General features: G+C 46.0%; 14 protein-coding genes and 1 CRISPR repeat array. Of the genes, 3 read left to right on the plus strand and 11 right to left on the minus strand.

The features are described 5' to 3' along the window. The first annotated feature begins 21 nt into the window (after nucleotides 1–21). On the plus strand, nucleotides 22–1065 hold the full coding sequence (locus MARME_RS16695) for a Gfo/Idh/MocA family protein (protein WP_013662436.1): 1044 nt from the start codon (nucleotides 22–24) through the stop codon (nucleotides 1063–1065). A gap of 31 nt (nucleotides 1066–1096) precedes the next feature. Here the strand turns inward: MARME_RS16695 and MARME_RS16700 are convergent, their stop codons facing one another. Then, entirely contained in the window at nucleotides 1097–2035 is a 939-nt protein-coding gene (locus MARME_RS16700) for an AEC family transporter (protein ID WP_013662437.1), read from the minus strand. A 69-nt stretch (nucleotides 2036–2104) separates the two neighbouring features. Further along, nucleotides 2105–3007 carry a LysR family transcriptional regulator gene (locus MARME_RS16705; RefSeq protein WP_013662438.1) on the minus strand — a complete coding sequence of 301 codons (903 nt, stop codon included), beginning with the start codon at nucleotides 3005–3007 and terminating at the stop codon, nucleotides 2105–2107. 155 nt (nucleotides 3008–3162) lie between these two features. Between MARME_RS16705 and MARME_RS16710 the strand changes: the two genes are divergently transcribed. Further along, entirely contained in the window at nucleotides 3163–3861 is a 699-nt protein-coding gene (locus MARME_RS16710; protein ID WP_013662439.1) for a pirin family protein, read from the plus strand. Nucleotides 3862–4106: 245 nt separating this feature from the next. Beyond that, nucleotides 4107–7255: direct repeats of the CRISPR family, unit length 28 nt; unit sequence TTTCTAAGCTGCGTGTACGGCAGCGAAC. Nucleotides 7256–7384: 129 nt separating this feature from the next. Here the strand turns inward: MARME_RS16710 and cas6f are convergent. The 9 genes from cas6f to MARME_RS16750 form a co-directional block, all read right to left on the minus strand. Then, a complete protein-coding gene (cas6f, locus tag MARME_RS16715) occupies nucleotides 7385–7990 on the minus strand; it encodes a type I-F CRISPR-associated endoribonuclease Cas6/Csy4 (RefSeq protein WP_013662440.1) in 606 nt (201 codons plus the stop codon). 15 nt (nucleotides 7991–8005) lie between these two features. After that, on the minus strand, nucleotides 8006–9043 hold the full coding sequence (csy3, locus tag MARME_RS16720; RefSeq protein WP_013662441.1) for a type I-F CRISPR-associated protein Csy3: 1038 nt from the start codon (nucleotides 9041–9043) through the stop codon (nucleotides 8006–8008). A gap of 41 nt (nucleotides 9044–9084) precedes the next feature. Then, nucleotides 9085–10080, minus strand: coding sequence for a type I-F CRISPR-associated protein Csy2 (csy2, locus tag MARME_RS16725; protein WP_013662442.1), 996 nt, complete (start codon nucleotides 10078–10080; stop codon nucleotides 9085–9087). Continuing rightward, complete coding sequence (csy1, locus tag MARME_RS16730; protein WP_013662443.1) at nucleotides 10077–11354, minus strand: type I-F CRISPR-associated protein Csy1; 1278 nt, start codon at nucleotides 11352–11354, stop codon at nucleotides 10077–10079. The genes csy2 and csy1 overlap by 4 nt, the downstream gene beginning before the upstream one ends. Further along, nucleotides 11347–11514 (minus strand): hypothetical protein, encoded by a 168-nt coding sequence (locus tag MARME_RS22315; protein WP_013662444.1) that lies wholly within the window; start codon nucleotides 11512–11514, stop codon nucleotides 11347–11349. Before MARME_RS22315 ends, csy1 begins: the two co-directional genes overlap by 8 nt. Before the next feature lie 228 nt (nucleotides 11515–11742). Further along, nucleotides 11743–15117 carry a type I-F CRISPR-associated helicase Cas3f gene (gene cas3f, locus MARME_RS16735; protein ID WP_013662445.1) on the minus strand — a complete coding sequence of 1125 codons (3375 nt, stop codon included), beginning with the start codon at nucleotides 15115–15117 and terminating at the stop codon, nucleotides 11743–11745. Beyond that, the gene (gene cas1f, locus MARME_RS16740) at nucleotides 15114–16091 is read right to left on the minus strand and encodes a type I-F CRISPR-associated endonuclease Cas1f (RefSeq protein ID WP_013662446.1); all 978 of its coding nucleotides are present in this window, start codon (nucleotides 16089–16091) and stop codon (nucleotides 15114–15116) included. Before cas1f ends, cas3f begins: the two co-directional genes overlap by 4 nt. A 128-nt stretch (nucleotides 16092–16219) precedes the next feature. Then, nucleotides 16220–17083: a WYL domain-containing protein gene (locus tag MARME_RS16745; protein WP_013662447.1), complete on the minus strand. Its 864-nt coding sequence runs from the start codon at nucleotides 17081–17083 to the stop codon at nucleotides 16220–16222. A gap of 225 nt (nucleotides 17084–17308) precedes the next feature. Next, a complete protein-coding gene (locus MARME_RS16750; RefSeq protein WP_041648875.1) occupies nucleotides 17309–18490 on the minus strand; it encodes a methyltransferase in 1182 nt (393 codons plus the stop codon). 191 nt (nucleotides 18491–18681) lie between these two features. Between MARME_RS16750 and MARME_RS16755 the strand changes: the two genes are divergently transcribed. Further along, nucleotides 18682–19878, plus strand: coding sequence for an amino acid aminotransferase (locus tag MARME_RS16755; RefSeq protein ID WP_013662449.1), 1197 nt, complete (start codon nucleotides 18682–18684; stop codon nucleotides 19876–19878). Nucleotides 19879–20106: the final 228 nt, after the last annotated feature.

Below are 20106 nucleotides of genomic sequence, written 5' to 3' on the forward strand. Positions count from 1 at the left end.
TGCAAGATTTAGGAGCGACCCATGAACGAAGTACGCTGGGGAATACTCGGTACAGGTAACATCGCCCGTACCTTTGCGAACGATTTCCGACACGCAAAAACAGGAACACTGAAAGCCGTCGCTTCCCGTAACAAAGACAATGCAGACTCGTTTGCCAATGATCACGACATCGAACTCGCCATGGTTGATTATTACTCACTAATAAACAGCCAAGAAGTCGATGTTGTCTACATCGCCACACCGCACTCCACCCATTACGAACTCGCACGCGCCGCCATCCTCTCGGGAAAAGCCGTTTTGTGTGAAAAGCCCTTTACCCTCAACGAAGCACAAGCCAAAGAGCTATTCGAACTCGCAGAAGCCCATCAAGTCTTTATGATGGAAGCCATGTGGACGCGTTTCATTCCTGCGCTCGAACAAGCAATAGAATGGATAGAAGAAGGGGAAATTGGCGAATTGCTCGGCATCCAAGCCAGTTTCAACTTCAAAGGCCCAACTGACCCAGAGCATCGCCTGCTTAACCCTGAGCTAGGTGGCGGTGCACTCTTGGATGTGGGCATCTACCCTATTTTCTTGGCGCAGCTCTTCTTAGGCCGTCCTGATTTTGTCCAAAACCAAGTTGTCATAGGTGACACCGACGTCGACCTTTTTGAACAAATCATGCTTGGCTGGGAAAGCGGACAACTGGCTTCACTCGAAGCCTCCATCCTCTCCCCAGCTCCCAACAGAGCAACACTAACAGGTACGCAAGGCTACATTGAATTTGGACCTGAATGGTACAAAAGCAAATCGGTACGCTTGATAAAAGCAGACAACTCAGAACGTGCTGTCGAATTTGATTACGAAGGTGAGGGTTATCAATTCGAAGTCGAAGAAGTAAACCGTTGTCTCATTGAAGGGCTGCTTCAAAGCCCCAACCACAGCTGGCAAAACACCCTAAACCAGTTGTCCACCATGGATGAAATCAGACAAGACATGGGCGTGATTTACCCTGAAGACGGCACAAGCCTCGATCAAGATGAGCTCGATCACCACCATCACGAGCATCACCACCACAAGCACTAACATTAACCTCAGAGCGAGCGCGCTTTCTCACCTAAGAAAACGCGCCTTCCATCCACCATTGCGTCAACGCAATACTCAATGGAATCGTCACCAAACATAAACCCGTCTGAAGCGTAATATGCGCCGCCATTTGTGGCGCATCGCCTCCAAGCTGCCTCGCCAAGGCATATGCCGAGGTCGCCGTGGGAGAAAAGCCAAACAACAAAGCAATCGCAGCGGGCAAACCACTGATATCCAGCTGCACGCACAATGCGAAAATAACCGCAGGAAACACCAGCATTCGCGACACGCTTCCCCAAACAAACGCCTTCCCCACATCTTTCACCGCGTCCAAACGAACACTTGCACCCACCGCTAACAACACCAACGGCAAAGTCGCCTGAGACAAAATCTCAGTCACATTTGTTAGAATCAACACCGGAGACCAACCCAATGCGTTAACACTCAACCCTGTCGCAATAGACAACACCAAGGGGTTTCGAAACAGCTCTTTTACTACCAACCTAATGACCGACGCGTTACGATCACCGTGCATAAGCACCATACTGATGACCAAAAACACATTAATCGTCGGGATCAATACGGCCGCACCAATCGTAGCGAGCACCAAACCTTCAGAACCATAAAGTTGTTGAGCAATCGCAAGCGTAATAAAGGTGTTATAACGCACACTCGCCTGAAGCAAAGAGGAGTTTTGTGGCGGTGCCAGTTTCAACAAAAAGCCACCTAAAAAACTCACCGCCGCCGTCACCACCAACGCCCCCAGTAACAAGGTCGCATAAGTCGGGATCATGGGGCTATAAAGATCGATTTGACTTGTTTTATTAAACAGCAACGCAGGAAACAACACCCAATACACAAGACGATCAAAACCGACCCACGTATCGTCTGGCAAAAATCGGATACGTCGCAAGAATACACCCAGCACCAGCAACAAAAAGACCGGCAAAACCGCTAATATAATCGTCATAGCATCTTCCCTACTACTGTTCGTAATACGGGTTCTAGCTTTTGGTATTGGCTGACGCTAACTGTCTCATTAATCACGACATAATCCCCAATCGGCAGCACTCAAATGCTCCACAAACCAACGCAGTCCCTTACCTTTCTTCGCCTTTCGCCACGCGATATACGCCGTCATATCCGCTCTTGGAATCTCACACTCACGCTCAACCAAACTGCCATCCTTCAGCTTATCTTGCACCAAATGTGTTGGCAAATAACCAACGCCCAGCCCCATACACTGAGCCGCTATCTTCGATGCCATATCAGGCACCTTCACCGTCTGCTTACTTTCGAATATGCCACTGCTGATTTTCGGCAGAACTCTTGAACTGTCGGAGACCACAATCGAAGGATACTCACGTAAATCTTGCGCCGATACAGGCCGATCCAACAACGCCAAAGGGTGGGTTGGAGCAATCGCGAACAGAAACGAAAACGTCCCAATCGCCTTCACCTCAAACTCGCCTTTAGGAAAATCCCCCGACACACCCACCGCAATGTCGCACTGCTCCGATATCAAACTGTCCCAACCGCCGCCTACCGCCACAGAATCGTACACCACCTCAACCGGTAGCTCCCGATCCAAAAACTCACCGATTACCTGCAGCAAAGGCCCTGTCGACAAAATAACATCATGAGCAATACGTAAACACGGCTCCCAACCTGCTTCAAACGCACGCATCGACTCTTCCAATCGTGCTACGGCTTCCAATATCGGGCGCCCCTGCTCCAACACCAAGGTTCCCGCCGCCGTTAAACGCGCGCCTTTCTTACTGCGCTCAAACAGCAACAGCCCAAGATCGTCCTCCAACTTGGTTACCGTATAAGTCAGCGCAGAAGGTACTTTATGCAGCACCTGAGCCGCCCCCGCAAAACTGCCCGACTGACGAATCGCTTCCACTACTCGCAAATTATCCAACGTAATCGCATTATGCATAAGCCACATCACCTAACTGATTCGTGCCTCTATTTAACCTTCAATTTTTTTGAAATAAAAGCTCAAAATGTTCCGTTTTTCACTTATCAAAAGCCCACTTATACTGACGGCATATTAATGATAGGCGCTTACTTCAGGTAACGCAGGAGCTTCAAATGATCACATTACGCAACGCAAACGATCGAGGTCACGCTAACTTTGGCTGGCTAGACAGCTACCATACTTTCTCATTTGGTAGCTATTACGACCCTGCTCACATGGGCTTTTCACACCTACGAGTCATAAACGATGACACCGTCGCACCGAGTGCGGGATTCGACACTCATGGGCACCGCGACATGGAAATCATCAGCCTAGTAACCCAAGGCCGAATCGCCCACAAAGACAGCGTAGGTAACATAAAAGAACTGCCAAAAGGCGAATACCAACTCATGTCCGCAGGCGCAGGTATTTACCACAGCGAATTCAACGCGAAAGACGACGAAACGCTGAAATTTCTACAGATATGGATACAACCAAACAAACAAGGCGGCAAACCCGGCTACCAACAAAAAGCGTTTGGAGAAGACGCAGGGATTACCCCCATCATCACCCCAACGGGTGAACACGGCACCCTTGCTATCAAACAAGACATGCAATTGATGCAAGTGATACTGGAAAAAGGACAAACAGAAACCGTCAACGCAAACAGCGAACGCCGTTACTACGTACACCAAATAGAAGGTGAACTCACACTCAATAACGGCACCACACTGCGACCAGGAGACGGCGCAATGATCCAAAGTGAAGACACACTAACCTTACAGAATGACCAAGAGCAACGCGTCAAAGCCATCCTATTTGATCTAGTGTAACCATCCTCTTGCTCCCTCCCCTTACCAAACCATGTATTCAGCAGCGAACTGCTCTGGTTCCCTCCCCTTACTAAGGGGAGGGTTAGGGAAGGGTCTAGATATTTCTATAAACCGACATCATCATTTACACACATCCAGTTTACCAAGCCAAAAATCTAATGCTAAATAATTCTCAAAAGGCTTACGCCTAATCACCGCAAGATCCGTTAACACCCCAGATTAGACCCCCACCCTGACCTTGTATCTTTCTAAGCTGCGTGTGCGGCAGCGAACGCGAGGCTTAGGCATAAAAAACCGCTGATGCTTTCTAAGCTGCGTGTACGGCAGCAAACATAAAAGCAGAGTACGAAAACGCCAGAAGTCGATTTCTAAGCTGCGTGTGCGGCAGCGAACGGGCAGATTACTGCATACATCGAACAGCTTCTTTCTAAGCTGCGCGTACGGCAGCGAACAAGTTTTTTCAGAGTGTTGAATGCTGTTTGCTTTTCTAAGCTGCGTGTACGGCAACGAACCCGCTCAAGCGGAATCTGAACACCACAATCTATTTCTAAGCTGCGTGTACGGCAGCGAACCTCTCGCTTGCGAGGCGGCGGGAGCATGGCGCTTTCTAAGCTGCGTGTGCGGCAGCGAACAGATAGGGCATAGATAATTTCGGCCATCTGGTTTTCTAAGCTGCGTGTACGGCAGCGAACCCGTTACAAACACGGATTACGGCGCGATTGAGTTTCTAAGCTGCGTGTACGGCAGCGAACTGGTTCACCATCCCCTACTTCACCTTCAAAATTTTCTAAGCTGCGTGTACGGCAGCGAACTTCCCCTGTCAAAACACAAACAACGTTCACAATTTCTAAGCTGCGTGTACGGCAGCGAACCGCCCATATTGCCTTGTCTGCGTTTTTTCTAAGTTTCTAAGCTGCGTGTACGGCAGCGAACATAGTTTCCGTTTATGTTCACTCCCTTCGGCAATTTCTAAGCTGCGTGTACGGCAGCGAACATAGGCTGAATCTGTTCTAGTAATTGTGCGGATTTCTAAGCTGCGTGTACGGCAGCGAACTTCAACCCATTTACCTCATAGCGAGCGTTACGTTTCTAAGCTGCGTGTACGGCAGCGAACTTTAAAGGAGCTTTACTAGCCCCTCTTATAAATTTCTAAGCTGCGTGTACGGCAGCGAACGTCTTCACCTAGTTGAGTTACCTTATCTTCTATTTCTAAGCTGCGTGTACGGCAGCGAACATGCTAGCTCACTTTCCTTATGTAGACACATATTTCTAAGCTGCGTGTACGGCAGCGAACGTGTTGTTACTCTTTAAACCGCTTATCATTAATTTCTAAGCTGCGTGTACGGCAGCGAACCTCGCCTTTAAGAGCGTTAACGCCTTCAACTATTTCTAAGCTGCGTGTACGGCAGCGAACTCGTGCACACGAGCATACTGGAATATCTCAGATTTCTAAGCTGCGTGTACGGCAGCGAACTAAAAGTTTGGACTGTAACTTGCCCACATTGTTTTCTAAGCTGCGTGTACGGCAGCGAACAGAGTTTTTGAACTTTAACGGCTCTACGTTATTTTCTAAGCTGCGTGTACGGCAGCGAACTACATCCCCACCCCCGGGATACATGCTTGTTATTTCTAAGCTGCGTGTACGGCAGCGAACTCTACCATAACAAAATCCTCTTATATCGTTATTTTCTAAGCTGCGTGTACGGCAGCGAACGAAGATATAAGGGCAAGCTTTGGTAGTGTTGCTTTCTAAGCTGCGTGTACGGCAGCGAACTGGCGCGTCTTAACGCTACGACTAACGCGTCGTTTCTAAGCTGCGTGTACGGCAGCGAACAAGAGCTAGAGCAGAGAATCGAGGGAGTGGGTTTTCTAAGCTGCGTGTACGGCAGCGAACCAAGGGGAACAAATGAATCAAACGATTAACAATTTCTAAGCTGCGTGTACGGCAGCGAACATACGAGGTGGAGGGCGCAACGATCCCGACAATTTCTAAGCTGCGTGTACGGCAGCGAACTGGATTTGCTTGCTCAAGTGGCGGGGCTTGGCTTTCTAAGCTGCGTGTACGGCAGCGAACAATTTATTACCTTTTTTAGCGTTTACCTCTTCTTTCTAAGTTGCGTGTACGGCAGCGAACTCAGAAGACAACGTGTACACGCTGTATAAGGATTTCTAAGCTGCGTGTACGGCAGCGAACAACAGTGGAAACAGGAACCCCAATGGCTCTAATTTCTAAGCTGCGTGTACGGCAGCGAACCTCTTGCTTGCTATTTTTCATAGTCTCGCTAATTTCTAAGCTGCGTGTACGGCAGCGAACAGGGACTTGCGTTATTTGGGATTTGGAATGAATTTCTAAGCTGCGTGTACGGCAGCGAACTGGGTGGGGGTGTAAAGAACCTTTATGCCAAATTTCTAAGCTGCGTGTACGGCAGCGAACTGGGTGGGGGTGTAAAGAACCTTTATGCCAAATTTCTAAGCTGCGTGTACGGCAGCGAACAAGAGCGTGCGATATGTTTAAGAATCGGGTCATTTCTAAGCTGCGTGTACGGCAGCGAACCCCAGCAAAAACGCTTCATTCGCTTTTTGTTGTTTCTAAGCTGCGTGTACGGCAGCGAACCAAACATACACTTATGAACCAGATGATGATGATTTCTAAGCTGCGTGTACGGCAGCGAACATTTTGGCCTGTATTGCTGTTTCAATGTCGGGTTTCTAAGCTGCGTGTACGGCAGCGAACTCACTGCGTTAATGTAAACCCTTGCATCTTCTTTTCTAAGCTGCGTGTACGGCAGCGAACATTCATATGATACCTAGAGTTGACAGAGTGGATTTCTAAGCTGCGTGTACGGCAGCGAACGGTTACCTCCCAGAGGCACAGTTTACGACATTTTTCTAAGCTGCGTGTACGGCAGCGAACCCTCTCTTAACTCATTACAAACATCTTGTGAATTTCTAAGCTGCGTGTACGGCAGCGAACCTCCTCTATCATATCCGCTAGAGCATCTTATATTTCTAAGCTGCGTGTACGGCAGCGAACGACAATTTATCTATAAAAGAGATTGACAAGAATTTCTAAGCTGCGTGTACGGCAGCGAACTAAGACACCCCTTCGGATAGTTGCGGCATAGCTTTCTAAGCTGCGTGTACGGCAGCGAACACACTAGGGAAAAAGTAGAAGCACATTATTTATTTCTAAGCTGCGTGTACGGCAGCGAACATTAGCAGAATCGAAGCACATCCCGTACATTATTTCTAAGCTGCGTGTACGGCAGCGAACCGTACTAAGCGTATGCTAAGAAACAACTTAAATTTCTAAGCTGCGTGTACGGCAGCGAACTTATGCTTTGCTGTGAATGGATTCATGGATGCTTTCTAAGCTGCGTGTACGGCAGCGAACTATAGTTTATCAGCAAAAAAACGAGTCACAATATAGAGTTAGGTAAAAATACCTATTTTTACCTATGTTTTGCCCTATATCGTAACCCGTTGTTTTCTATATCAATTTTTAAAGAGCGAAATTTATTGGTTAAAACTTGGGTAATGCGACGTCTTTGTTTAATCCATAAGTATTAAACACAAAGTCTGTTTCGACAGCTTGTTCTAAGGTTTTGCGTTTAACCACCAAACGAAACTCTCGGTCTTTCTGTAAGCTTTTCATTTGTATAAACGGCAGTCGTTTAAAGTTATCACTCACTTTATAGTCTTTAAAGTAGTCGCTGGCTTCTTCATGGCTTTTGTCTAACCCTTTCATACGACGACGAATCATGTAGTCGACGTTTCCGGGTTTACGCAGTCGGCTAAAAGATTCGTAGCCTTGCACTTTACTCGGGTCTACTTCTGAAATGGATTTAATGTGCAAGTAGTCTTCTAGGCGGTTCATCCATTTCTGAATATTAAGGCGCTCTAGGTCTGCTTTGTTCGTGGCGAATAGCCTGATCTTATTCCCGACGTACGCCGGTTTATTTTGTGCAGCTTCACGATAGTTCGGAAAGCTGCTGGCGACTGGCGCTTTCTGGTTTGCATCTTGTATCTCGACGAGAGCCAGATGTAATTGCATCATGACTTTAGACCATAAAAAGTGCATGCCGATATCGTCACTGGGTAACAGTGTAATGTCTTGATAGTAGTTCATGGACTTTCCTTGTGTTTATTTGTCACTTTCACCAAATACGCCGCCACGGACAAGCGTTGCCATCACATAATGTTCGTCTTCTTCTCGACTTAGTTGTTCGCCACGCGCCCAAACATCGAAAAAGCTGTAAAAATCCTGTTTGTCTTTTGGCGTACGAAAGGCCTTGCCTAAATTCGTTACCGCGCCGTAAGGTTCGATGGCTATTGGGCCAACAGACAAGTCTGAATCTTGGAATTCAGCATACCAAGTGTCGATTGTGCGAAGCGCATTGCCCAATTTTTGTGAGTGCATGGCTGCTACACCGCCAACATGGTAAAGAATTTTACTTTTTTCACCTTTGCCTTTGTCTAACACTAGTTCTTCACTTGGGTAGACTTCTTGAGCTCGACCCATTTGAACAAAGCAATTCACGTCCAACAATAAGAAGCCGTCTTCGCTGGCTAAGGCTTTTGCGATCAATGCTGCTAATGCGTCAATATCAGCGGTTGTCGTGTCAAAGTGGCGCGTGCTGAAATCAAACGCGTTAAATGTAAATTCTTCATTCGTTTCCCCATTTCGAGCAGAGATAATGATCTCAATTTGCTCTGCTCCCACGCGGTTACGCCATAAGAAGCGTCCATTAGCAAGGTTAATAGCATAACGGCGCGCGAGTTCTTTGAAGCTATGCGTTTCAATATAGGCTTTGGCAGCGGTTTCGTAGCTTTGTTTAAAGAGCGCATTATTACAGGCGGAAGGTTTAAAAATGCCACCCAGTACTTTTAGGGTAAATTGTAGATTTAAGGTGTCTTGATCGGTTCCTAAAGAACAGGCATCAACACGTTGTAGGTTTGCTTTTTCTACTTCTGCATTGAGCTTAGCGGGGTCATTCTTTACCGCTGCTTTTAGACGGTTCGAGATGGTACCTCGTACCGATTTTTCTTGAAGATTAAGTGGTTTTACTTGGCTGCTGTCTTTTCTAGACTCCCAGCTTGTTCCATATAGATAACCGTCGCTCGGAACCAGTTTCTTTTCGAATGCCAATACAGATGCGATGTTGTTGTCTTTTTTAGCCATGTTTAATATTCCTTTTTTCAAACGTTAATGTTGTGTTTCTGCTATTCGAATTCAGAGTATTCTTGATCTTCGTTTAATGAAGAGGACAAGTGCTCATGAGAGGATTGATGACACAGATAGAGGTCGCCTTCTTGGTGATAGCGCCATAGCAGTTCTTCTACTCGGTTCAAACGATGCGGCATTTTAAATTCACCAAGTGTTACCACGCTTTCAGCAAAACGATGCGGTGTATCTGGGTCTCGTTGATTCTTGGCCTCACCTAACTCACTGACGCCTTGGAAGCCTGTTGCGATAGGCACTAACCACCCTAATGACATACCATCTCGGGTTTTACGGTGCGTTTTCCAATCAACCTTTTCGATGTTTTCACCCGCTGCGTTTTCTTCTTCGTTTTCTTTTTCACTGTCTGCTTGAGAGACCGTGCAGGTATGGTGAATCGCTAGGTGGTCAATAATCGCTTCGAGTGCGTCTGCCCCCTCCTTCATGGCTTCCACAATGAGGTCACGTCGCTCAATAAGCGCATACCCCGGCATAAGGGCACGTTTGAAACGACGCATGTTTTCATCATCGCCTTCTTCAACAACCATAAAATAGGGTTGGGTGAATTTTTGAATGTCACCGCCAGCTAATTTCATACTGCCATTTAAAAGATGGACAATCGCTGCAAGCGCTTGTTCTTGATCTTCTATTTCTATATGACTGCACTCTATAACTAATGACACTTCTAGGTGACAACGGGCTTCTTCAATAAAGGATGAACGCTCCCCAGATTTGTCTAGCGGGTTCCCTGTGCCAATAATAGATGAGACGAAATCGTTAGTACCTTTGTAAGTTTGCAAGTTGACATCGTGACTCACCACACCAACGGCCTCAAAGCGAACGCCTATGCCATGTTGGTTGAGCCTTCTTTGTAAAGCATGTACCGCTCCGAGCCATGCCGTCATCGCTGGAAAGCCAATGGTATAGGGGCTGGATAAAGCATTAGCATTATGCACTTGGATATGTGGGAGCATCAGCAACTTTTTCACATCACTCATCGCAACATCTCCTTGTTTTGTTCAACGATCTTAGCCATGTGCTTTTTCTCTGCATCACCTAGCTTAACGGCTTTTTTACCTAAGACTTTCTCATAACCATGAAAGACAAATTGTGTAATCGATGAAAGAATCGCATCTAACCAATCATCAGTGGTGTCACGAATCTCAGCGGTATGTGCACACAACCAAATGATTTGCGTTTGATTTAACTGACTCATGGTTTCCAGATATTGCTCGGATGCAACGGAGCGGACTTGCCACATGGTTTCGATAATGTAATCCACTATATTTTGGTACATGTCATCCCTGTCAGCTCGCACATGCATGTTGTTTTCATCGCTTTGATACAGCTTGTGTAAACGCAAAAAGGTATCGCGGCATTTAAAATAGTTAATGGACTGAGCAAAAAAATCGGTGTTCGGGAAGTGAATATCGCGTTTTTCGATTTGAGGAGGCAAGCTCATTAATAAGTGTGCTTTACCACCATTTTGGTTGTTTAATACGCTGATATTTTGAGGTTTGGTGCCGCCGTAACCTATCGTGGTTAGGTCGTAAATTTCACGGTAGTTTTCATGCTGTTCGTTGTTTTTACGTTTTTCTCTTGCGGCTTTGATTTCATCACCAAAGCGCATTGCATCGAGACGTTTACGCATTTCAAAAACAATACCAGAAGGTGTCAATATAGACAGTTGATGATACGCTTGGTTTGTCGAATCAGACGAGACAGGAAAATACACCTGCTTAATTTTCGAGCTGGTAATGACATTGTCATCCACTGACGTCATTGCAAGAAAGCCTTGCTTAAGCTGCTCGTAAGTCTCACCTTCGGCGATGTTAGATAATTCCAATAACGACTTAGATTGCTCTGAATCTTGCTCGATATGCTGTATCAAACTCTGGCCGTCTGCAAGCTTGAGTGTGAGAAACTTGTATACATCAAGCGCTGCGGCATTCCCTAAGGCATCGGCTTCTACGTCTATATTGCCCGTTCGCAAGAAGCCATCTTCACCACGATTTGAGCGAGCTATAATCGCGCTGGCGTAGCCGTTTTTATTCTTTCTAGCACTAGGGTGGCTAAAAGTACACGGATGCGTTGAAATGGACATCTGCCCTGCTCGTTTTGCAGCATTCGGTAGCCAATTTTTAAGCGCAAAGACCTCATCACACTCTTGCTCTGTTTGTCTGACCTCAACCTCAGACATGGAGGCTTTGAGGTTTTTCTTTAACCAAGCGGCTTTTCTTTCTTCAAAGAAAGCCTGTATATTTTTATCCATCATCATTTCCTTTCCAGATACTAAATCGCTTTAGAAGCTGAACAATTAGAGCGACCATACCTCTTTTCCAGTCGGCTACTTTCCCTTCCTCTTCTAGCACGCTAATTTCTTCAGTCCGTGTAATTGTTACCGTCTCTTTTTTTACAAGTCGTTTACTCATCAACGCACTTACCCTAAATTGACTAATTATCAATCAGAATAGAGTAGAAAAAGAAGATAATCAACCATACAATAGAGAAGTTAATTATTTACTTTAAATCAAAATCTATTATTATTATCAAACTGCTGAAAAGCAGCTTAGAAAATACAATAGAGTAGTTACATTACTCTTCTTCTCTTAACTGCCGTACACGCAGCTTACTCAAAGGCCAGTTCAACTGGCCTTTTTCTATTTTTTTACCAATCCCAGTTGGTCGCTGTACAAATAGTGTTTTTTCTCGTCGAAATTAAATCGCACTTCTCCATATCGCAATGACGCGATATAAGGCGTTGTATCTTTTTCCTGTGCCAGTTGTTCACAGCTCTCCTTAAAATCTCGCGTTAGCCATAATCGAGCTCGCGCCACGTCACTGAGTGAAACATGTTGAATATTAAGCACGCTTTCACGATTAACAGGATGCCCCTCATCGTCTTTTTCGCAAAATGTTAGATGTTGATGACGGTCATCAAATACAAGGTAAATTTTTAAGGTACTGTCATCACCACGAAAAGGCGTTAACGCTTGAGGCAAGGCAGTTAAAAACCAATGTTGTGTTAACCAGCCACCCAGTTTCCCTGCTCCGTTGTCTTTGTAGTTTGCTAACCAATGCCAGTTCATAATATGTTCTAGGTCAGAAAGGCTGCTGGCGGTTTTTGCTTTATTGATGGTTTTTGCCTGAATGTGCTGTGGTTGTTGGATTCTTGGCACCGCATCGAGGCGCTGTTGTACTTTTTCCACATCCAGCAATTGATCTAGGCGCTTGTTATTGAGTAAGACTTTGCCGCTTTCAAACCCTGGACGATGGAAGACAACTTGATCCGCATCGCTCGAATGTCGTAAGCCTTTGAGGTTGTATTGCATTAAACCAATATTGGGTTGTCCTACTTCGCCTTCGCGGTGGCGCTTTACCCGCCCTGCTAATTGAATAATCGACCGATACGAGGAAGGTTCTACCACTGCCCAATCAAAGTCGTGATCACGCCCAACCTCTTCTACTGGTGTCGCCACAAGAATAAATAGGGCATTTTTGGCCTCTGGATGACTGGAACGAATGCTCTTGAGGTGAGCGCGTATAATGTCATTGCTAAAGGCTTTTGGCGCGTCGCCACTTTTTTCTTTGCGCTTAAGCACATCATCTAGATGTTTTTCCTGTTCGGAGCGCAATAACATGACTTGCTGACTGTGGTAAGCCATAACACGAACTTGAATGCTTTCAGGGTAGTCTTGCTCTAATAGGTAGCGGGTCAATGCGACACAGGGTGAAATATTTGCCACTCGAACCACGCCAAATGACACCTTTAGATTGGTTTGCTCGTCTTTTAGATAATGATTTTTATGCAATTGCCAAGCTTGCTCAAATACGGCTTTGAAATAAGCGTCTTGTTTGCTTTCGATTACTGTGGCGTCTTGTTGGCGCTGGGTTTGATGCTTTTCAATAATCTCGTGGCATTCCACCAGTGTGGCTTTGCGCCGAGCGAGCTGTTTGTTAAGTTGCTCTACGCGCTTAGCAATAAAATCCGCATGTTGTTGACGGTATTCTGGAATGGCTGCTTTTAATTCGTGGGAAGCGATGTTCGATACTTTGGTCGTAAACTCGTCTATCCAAGCGCAGCCAATGGTGTGTTCCGCATCGCGAGTTTGACAATATAGGTTCCAACCTTCGCGGTAGGCGTTGAAATAGCCTTCAGCCATATAAGGCGGAATGGTGGCTGAGGAGATCATGACTTTTCGCCCAAGCATACCTGCAAGTTGAATTAATCGACCAATCGCAATGAGGTCATCGCTGGTGAAATCATCAATTTCATCAATGACTAAATCCGACGACATCAAACGCAGCGTTGGCAGAATATAGCGACCTCCTCGCTTGGTCTCGGTCGCGCCCATAATATGGTCGATGGTGCAGGCTAAGACAGGAGAATATAAAAAGGCTTTGTCGCGAGTTTGCGTCAGAACCGTTGCTAACCCTTCTTCTGGGATCGCGCAATCATAGTCAATATGCCCACTGAGAAGCGTTTCTTGCGATTCTGAACCACTTATCTCATAAGCGTTTTCGTCCAGCTTGTCTTTCTGTGCGTTACGCTGATCCAATTCAATCACAGCACGAGAGCCAATCTGTACTGCAAGTTCACTTTCATCCAATCCTACCCGCTCACGATATTCGTGACCAGTCTGCAATGTGAGAGAACGCAACCCTAACGCCAAAATGAAACGCAGGCTTTTTTGATCTTTCGACAAGGCTCGCATGACTTTGGCATTAGCGAAGGTTTTACCACAACCTGTACTTGCCATGTTTATTGCAAAAAAACCACAGTGCTTTTTGTCTCGTTGTTTTTCAGCACTCCAAGATTGAATTTTCTGAACCGCTTTATCCTGCCATTTAAAGCCAGCTGGACTAGGCTTTCGCAAGCTTTGCACCGCTTCGGCAACGGGCGGTTCTTTTTCAAATGCGGGCAATAAATGCGCTGTTTGTGTCGCATGATGCGCTACGCCCACGAGATGTTCATCGAGTTTTTGCTTTAGTGTTTTGGTTTTTCTGTCCGTATTGGCGAATAGACCCGTTTTGTCTTGCCAATTTTTTGCCGCATCTTGTGACGAATAATAATGATCGCCCAGCATGAGGCACAATCTGGCATGGGTGAGCACCAGTCGAAAGCTGCCATTTTCAATACAGGTTTGCGCTTGCATTTGATGTTCGAGAAGCTGCTTTGACCAGCGTTTTAACTTGGAAAGCCATTTGCTTGATTGACCTAGTCGCCCCTTGGGAAACTGAAAACACTTTTTAACGCGCTGAGCGTATTCGGCCTCATCGTAGCGATTTTCATAACCCCATGTTTGCTGAATGCGGTTGAGCATCTGCTCTATGCTTTCTGCCTTTTCCGCTTTAAAGTCATTTTGATTAGGGGGCAGCGGTAATCTATGGTGCGATACAACTAACCACGCAACCAATTGAGCAAGAGGAGGCAAGGAACCAAGTGGTGAGGTGATATTCACTAACGGTTGTTTCGGTTCATTTTCATTAAGGCTGCCGTTACTTAACTGTGTTAGCCAGCCTTCATCTGTACCATCTGAGCTTTTTACTAAAGCATGCAGCAATAAAACGGAAATCCATTCATGGCGTATTGGGTCGCCTTTAAAGGTGTTTTTGCTATTAGGTGTCAACTTTTCTTGAAAAAGCGCGCTCGCTTTGCCCCAATCATGCAACAAGGCAGCGACGGCAGTTAAGCTTTTGATTAAGGGCAGATAATGCCAATCGTTTTCTATCTCACTTTTTAGAAGGTTTCGCCTTGTGGTATTAACTGGCACGACACCTTCGTCATTAAATTTCTTACGATTCCCCACCACCCAAAGTAACTGACTTCTTGATCTTGACCGTATCCAATGACAACTCACGGCGGTATTTTTACTGGCGGTTTTGCGCAGCATTTTTTTGACGGTGAGCAATCCGTCTTCTGTGATGAGGGTTTGCCATGTGTTGTCGCCGATTCGGTTGGCGAAGGCATCAAGTACTCGGCGCGTCTTTTTGAGGGCGTTTTTTTCGCACTGAGAAACCAAGGTCACCATCATAGGTTTTGTTCCTCAATTTGCGCTGAGGAGTAATCCTGTAGAGCGATGGTTTTAACCGTATCGAACATAAAGTCCATTGCTTTATGGTCAGTGAATTTTTGCAGGATCTGTTGCCGAAATTCTTGTTCAGTGGCGTTTTCTGCCGCGCAGACAAACGCCCAAGGCAGCACAATGGCGTCTTTAATTAAGTCGGCTAAATCAAACACCAAAGCGCCTCGACGAGTTTTACCATGCATAACGGCAAAGCCGTGAGGAATGCCCAGTACCCACAAACAGCTTGCGGCCAGTCCATAGGCTAAATAGTTACCATGATTGAGAAAGTCATTGGCTATGTCGGTCGATTGATGCTGACGCGTAAAGTCTTCTATTTTCATGGTGTTGGCTGCGAATTTATAAAGCACCTTGGTAAGCTGCGCTTCGGTTAACAATAAGTCAGACTGCTTTTTGGCATCTTCGGTACGTTGATGAAAGGTTTCGAACGCCTTCAATAGCATGCTGTCTTGAGTGGTAAAACCTTCGCTTTTTAGATCTTTGTCTTTGTTCCAGATCTTGTCTAAAAAGTCGATTCGAGCGTTTTGAAAGCACTTGGCTGCTGCAAGTCTTTTGTCGTCGTCGAACCAGAATTGCAGCCAACCATGTAGATATTCAGTTGGTCGATATTCGCTTTGCGGTGTCAGCCATTCAATCTCACTGGCCATATGAAGCGGTGTGCCACCACCTCCGCAAAAGCCCACCAGCACTCCCGCTTGTGACAGCATTCGCATTGCCGCTTGCGTAATGGAGGTTCCGGTTCCTAATAGAAGGACAGTCGTATTGGCAATCGGTATGTTGTAGTACTGATTTTCTTTTTTGGCTTCGGTTAAGTAGAGAACACGCCCGTCTTTTTGCATGACGCGACAGTATTCTAGGTAGTACATATTGGCTCGCTTTGAGTGCAATATGGTTTTCATGTCCGATGGCGAAAACTGCTCCATTCTCTACTCCTTTTAATCCTTAACTCGATGGCGTGTATTCACTCTCTCACGCTCCCCTTCTCTCCCACAACACTGTAAATTTACACATGTAAGGCAACCTTACAGGTCTGATTCTGTTTTACCTGAATTCAGTCGTAGAGCCATTGTTTTATGTCAGGGTAGTTAACACATATCAGTTGCTGGGCCTGTGGGTCGGCTTCGAGCATTTTGGTTTTTATCTGTAAATCGTCGAGGGTGTATTTGACGAGTGCTGCGCGTGTTTTGATGATGAGCTGGCCGTTTTCCATGCCGTAATCTTGCTCGATAACGCGCTTTTGTTTGTCGTTCAGCCGTGAATCGGGCGCGAGTATCAGTTCTATTTCTGCATTCCAATGGGTGTCGTCGTGATGAGAATTTTGGGCGGGTTTTCCATCGTATTCGACGCTCTGAAAGCGGCTTATCACGAAATCGAGGTAGTTTTTGCGGTATTCACAATAAGCGCGAATGTGCCAGCGATTGGCGGCTTTTACGAACGAATGTGGGTAGATGAGCCTGCCAATCGGGTCAGCGCTTTTAACGGATAAATATTCGCAATCGACGGCGGTTTTATTGCGTATGGCTTTGATCAATGGCCGTATTACGAGGGGTGAAACAAACCGATTAGGCGGTCTGATTTTATAAATATGTGAGCGCTCACTTCCAGTCAATGATTCAGAAGGAAAGGAACCCAGCTCAAGCCAGTTTAAATATTCATCGATGGTTTGATTGATATAACGAGGGGTAAAGTCTTGTGTGATGACCTGCGCTTTTGCCGTGGCGCTGTATTTCAGCGTGTTGTTGGTGTCGTCTTGGTATTGTTTGAGCCACTGGCTAGCGGTTTGGCGGGTGATGCCGAACGTTTCTATCAGGCGTGTGGCGTTGATCTGCCCTTCCCAAAAGACAATCAGTTCAATCAGCCAATGGTGTTGGTGACCTTCGCGTTGTTTTAAATGTCCTGCCGCTTTGTCTTCCATTTACGCTCCTTTTTAGTCGCCGCCTCTTATTTGACGACTTCTGTAAACGCTTCCTGTATTTAGGCTGCCCTTTAACGCTTTTTAGGTGTTTTCTTTAAAGTGTCTTCTTTAAAGTACCTTCTTTAAGGAGACAACACTGTAAAGGATGCGTTATACGGAACTCAAGTTCGGATTTGTAAAATGGAAGAGAAAAGAGGTCGTTTGTTGATGTCTATCGAGGCTCGCTCATTTTGTCGCTCGAATCAATAGATTACGAGGGGTGATGCTTTTATCGCAGAACTCCCCTATTTCAACACGGTAACCCGATTCTTCAAGACGCAGTGCGCGATCAAGTACAAGCCAAAGTTCAAGCGGCCTTCTAAAGTACTGAGTGATTGCTTCCACCTTGAGTACCCGGCGCTTTCGTATGTCACCTATTTGTTCGTACTCAGAAAAGGATTCAAGAGAATGTAAAGTAAGTTGTTTTTGCGTGGCAGCCCATTGGCAGTAGGCGTCGAAGCCTTGTTTCATTATGGCGTCAGGTGCTTTTGAGACGGGTAAGTATTCGTCAATTTGCCTGTGTTGTCTTTGCCATGCATCAAAGCCCAATCGATAGGTCAGCTCTCGATCACGTTGCTTTTGCTCTCTCTTTCCGGCGGTAGCTATTTCTTTTACCGCTAGCCTTAGGTCATGTTTGCTTAACTTGAGTGTCGATTGTTGCGCGGTTTTTGAAAGCGGTGTGTAGGTGTCTTCTTGGGTCAGGTGGTAGCAACAAGGCGACAGGGTAACGGCATCGAGCTGGTTTGCCAGACTTTGTTCGATGAGTATACGATGCAAATCGCCGCAAGCGTGAAGCGCCACTGCGCTTTTTACCTGTTGTAATGCGTCATTCGCTTCGCCTTTTAGCACATCGGCACACACGAACGTTTGGTTGAGCGCTAGCTTTTGGGCGTCTTGTTCACCCGCGTCACACAGTGCTTGTTGCCATTCTAAGCTGACCACTCTGGTTGGAGTTCGGTAAGCAATGGCTTTGCCTAGGTGGCCTTTTCCGGCGCACCACTCAAGGGTTGAGTCAGCAATAGGAACAAGTTTCGAAAATGATTCGATTTGTGCCCACTTGCGCCCTTTTATTCCTGATTTAAAGTAGCTCGGCAATTCTCGCTTTTGCGATGCTTCAAGCTCATTTAGCGATATGAATGGCGCTGGCTGAAAGCCGTCTACGTGTTCGATCAAGACCTTTTCGATATCACTAAGGACGTCTTCTAGCGGCAGATCATCATGCTGCTTTAAATACGCAACCAATTTCGGGTAGTCGTGTTGCCACGGCCAATGGGTCTGGGCGAAGGTTGCCACTTGCCATAGAGGTTGAGTCGCTGTCAGCCATTGGTCTAACGCTTTAAATTTGTCAGTTAAGGATAAGTTTTGCATCAACACGTGCATCAGTCTTGAGGTGTGTAAAGAATTATATACAGCTGTATTTCAATTTAGCCAGATAAAGATTTGTATTTTAGCGTTATTGGGGCAAAATAATGGTCTCTTTTCTGTCGTTGAATCGTCTCATTTTTCGATTCAACGACGCGGCACTGCGCGAACACGAACATTAAGGAATCTATTAAACCATGTTTAAACATCTAAAGGCTGTTCCAGGCGATCCACTTTTGGCATTAATCGTTGCTCACCAACAAGATACGAACCCTAAAAAAATCGATTTGGGTGTGGGTGTCTATAAGAACGATTCCGGCCAAACTCCTATTTTGGAAAGTGTTAAGAAAGCCGAAGCCTTTATGGTGGAAAATGAGATTACCAAAAGCTATTTGGGAGTATACGGCGCACCTGAGTTTTCGCCGATTATTCAGGATCTGTTGTTAGGAAAAGACAGCAATGTGATTAAGCAAGGTCGTATTCAATCGACTCAAACACCGGGCGGCACTGGCGCGCTTAAAGTCGCGGCCGATTTTATCAGCGCGAACCTTGACGGCGCACGTTTGTGGGTAAGCGACCCAACATGGGGGAACCACCAATCCATCTTTAACTCTGCTGGTGTTGAGGTCATTACCTACCCTTACTACGATGCCGTCACAAATGGCGTTCGTTTTGAAGAAATGATGGCGACGCTTGAAGCAGAAACCACTGAAGGCGACGTGTTGTTGTTGCACGCTTGCTGCCACAACCCAACGGGCGTAGATCTTAACCTTGAGCACTGGGAAGCGCTGACTGAGTTGGTGAATAAGCGCAACTTGTTGCCGCTTATTGATGCGGCTTATCAGGGGTTCGGCGACGGCCTTGAAGAAGATATGGCAGGGCTTCGCTATATGGCTGAACGCGTACCTAGTTTGTTAGTTGCGAACTCGTTCTCGAAGAACTTTGGTATTTATCGTGATCGTTGCGGTGGTTTGAGCGTTATTGCTGAAACCGCTGAGGAAGCGAAGAACGCATTTTCGATCATAGGACAAGCGATTCGTGCGAACTACTCAATGCCACCAGCACACGGTGCGACTCTAGTACACACAATTATGACGGACCCAGATCTTAAAGCACTGTGGGAAACGGAAGTCACGCAGATGCGTGATCGTATTAATGACTTGCGTTCTAAGCTTGTGCAAAAGCTTGCTGCATCTGGGGCAAGCAAAGATTTCAGCTTTATTGAGCAACAACGCGGTATGTTTTCCTATTCTGGTTTATCTTTAGAACAAGTACGTCAGCTTCGTTCTGAGTACTCTATCTACATTGCTGACTCTGGCCGTATGAGTATTGCAGGCATCAGTGATCAAAATATTGATTACTTGTCTGAAAGCATCGCGAAAGTCGTTGGTTAGCGATTAGTTGTTGATAAAAAAGATATAAAACACTAATGCAAAGTAGAGAAAAAGCTCGTCTAAGACTCATCGACGGGCTTTTTTATTCCTGTCTCTTGAGTCGTGTCATTATTAAGCTGTCCGTCGTAAATCAACAGCAAGCCGTCGAACCGAAACTGTTTGAGTCACATTGCTCTAGCCATGCTTTAATCGTACTATTCTGATGTCTTATGTTTTCATCAAGGAAGT

It is taken from the genome of Marinomonas mediterranea MMB-1, assembly GCF_000192865.1.
Taxonomy (GTDB): domain Bacteria; phylum Pseudomonadota; class Gammaproteobacteria; order Pseudomonadales; family Marinomonadaceae; genus Marinomonas; species Marinomonas mediterranea.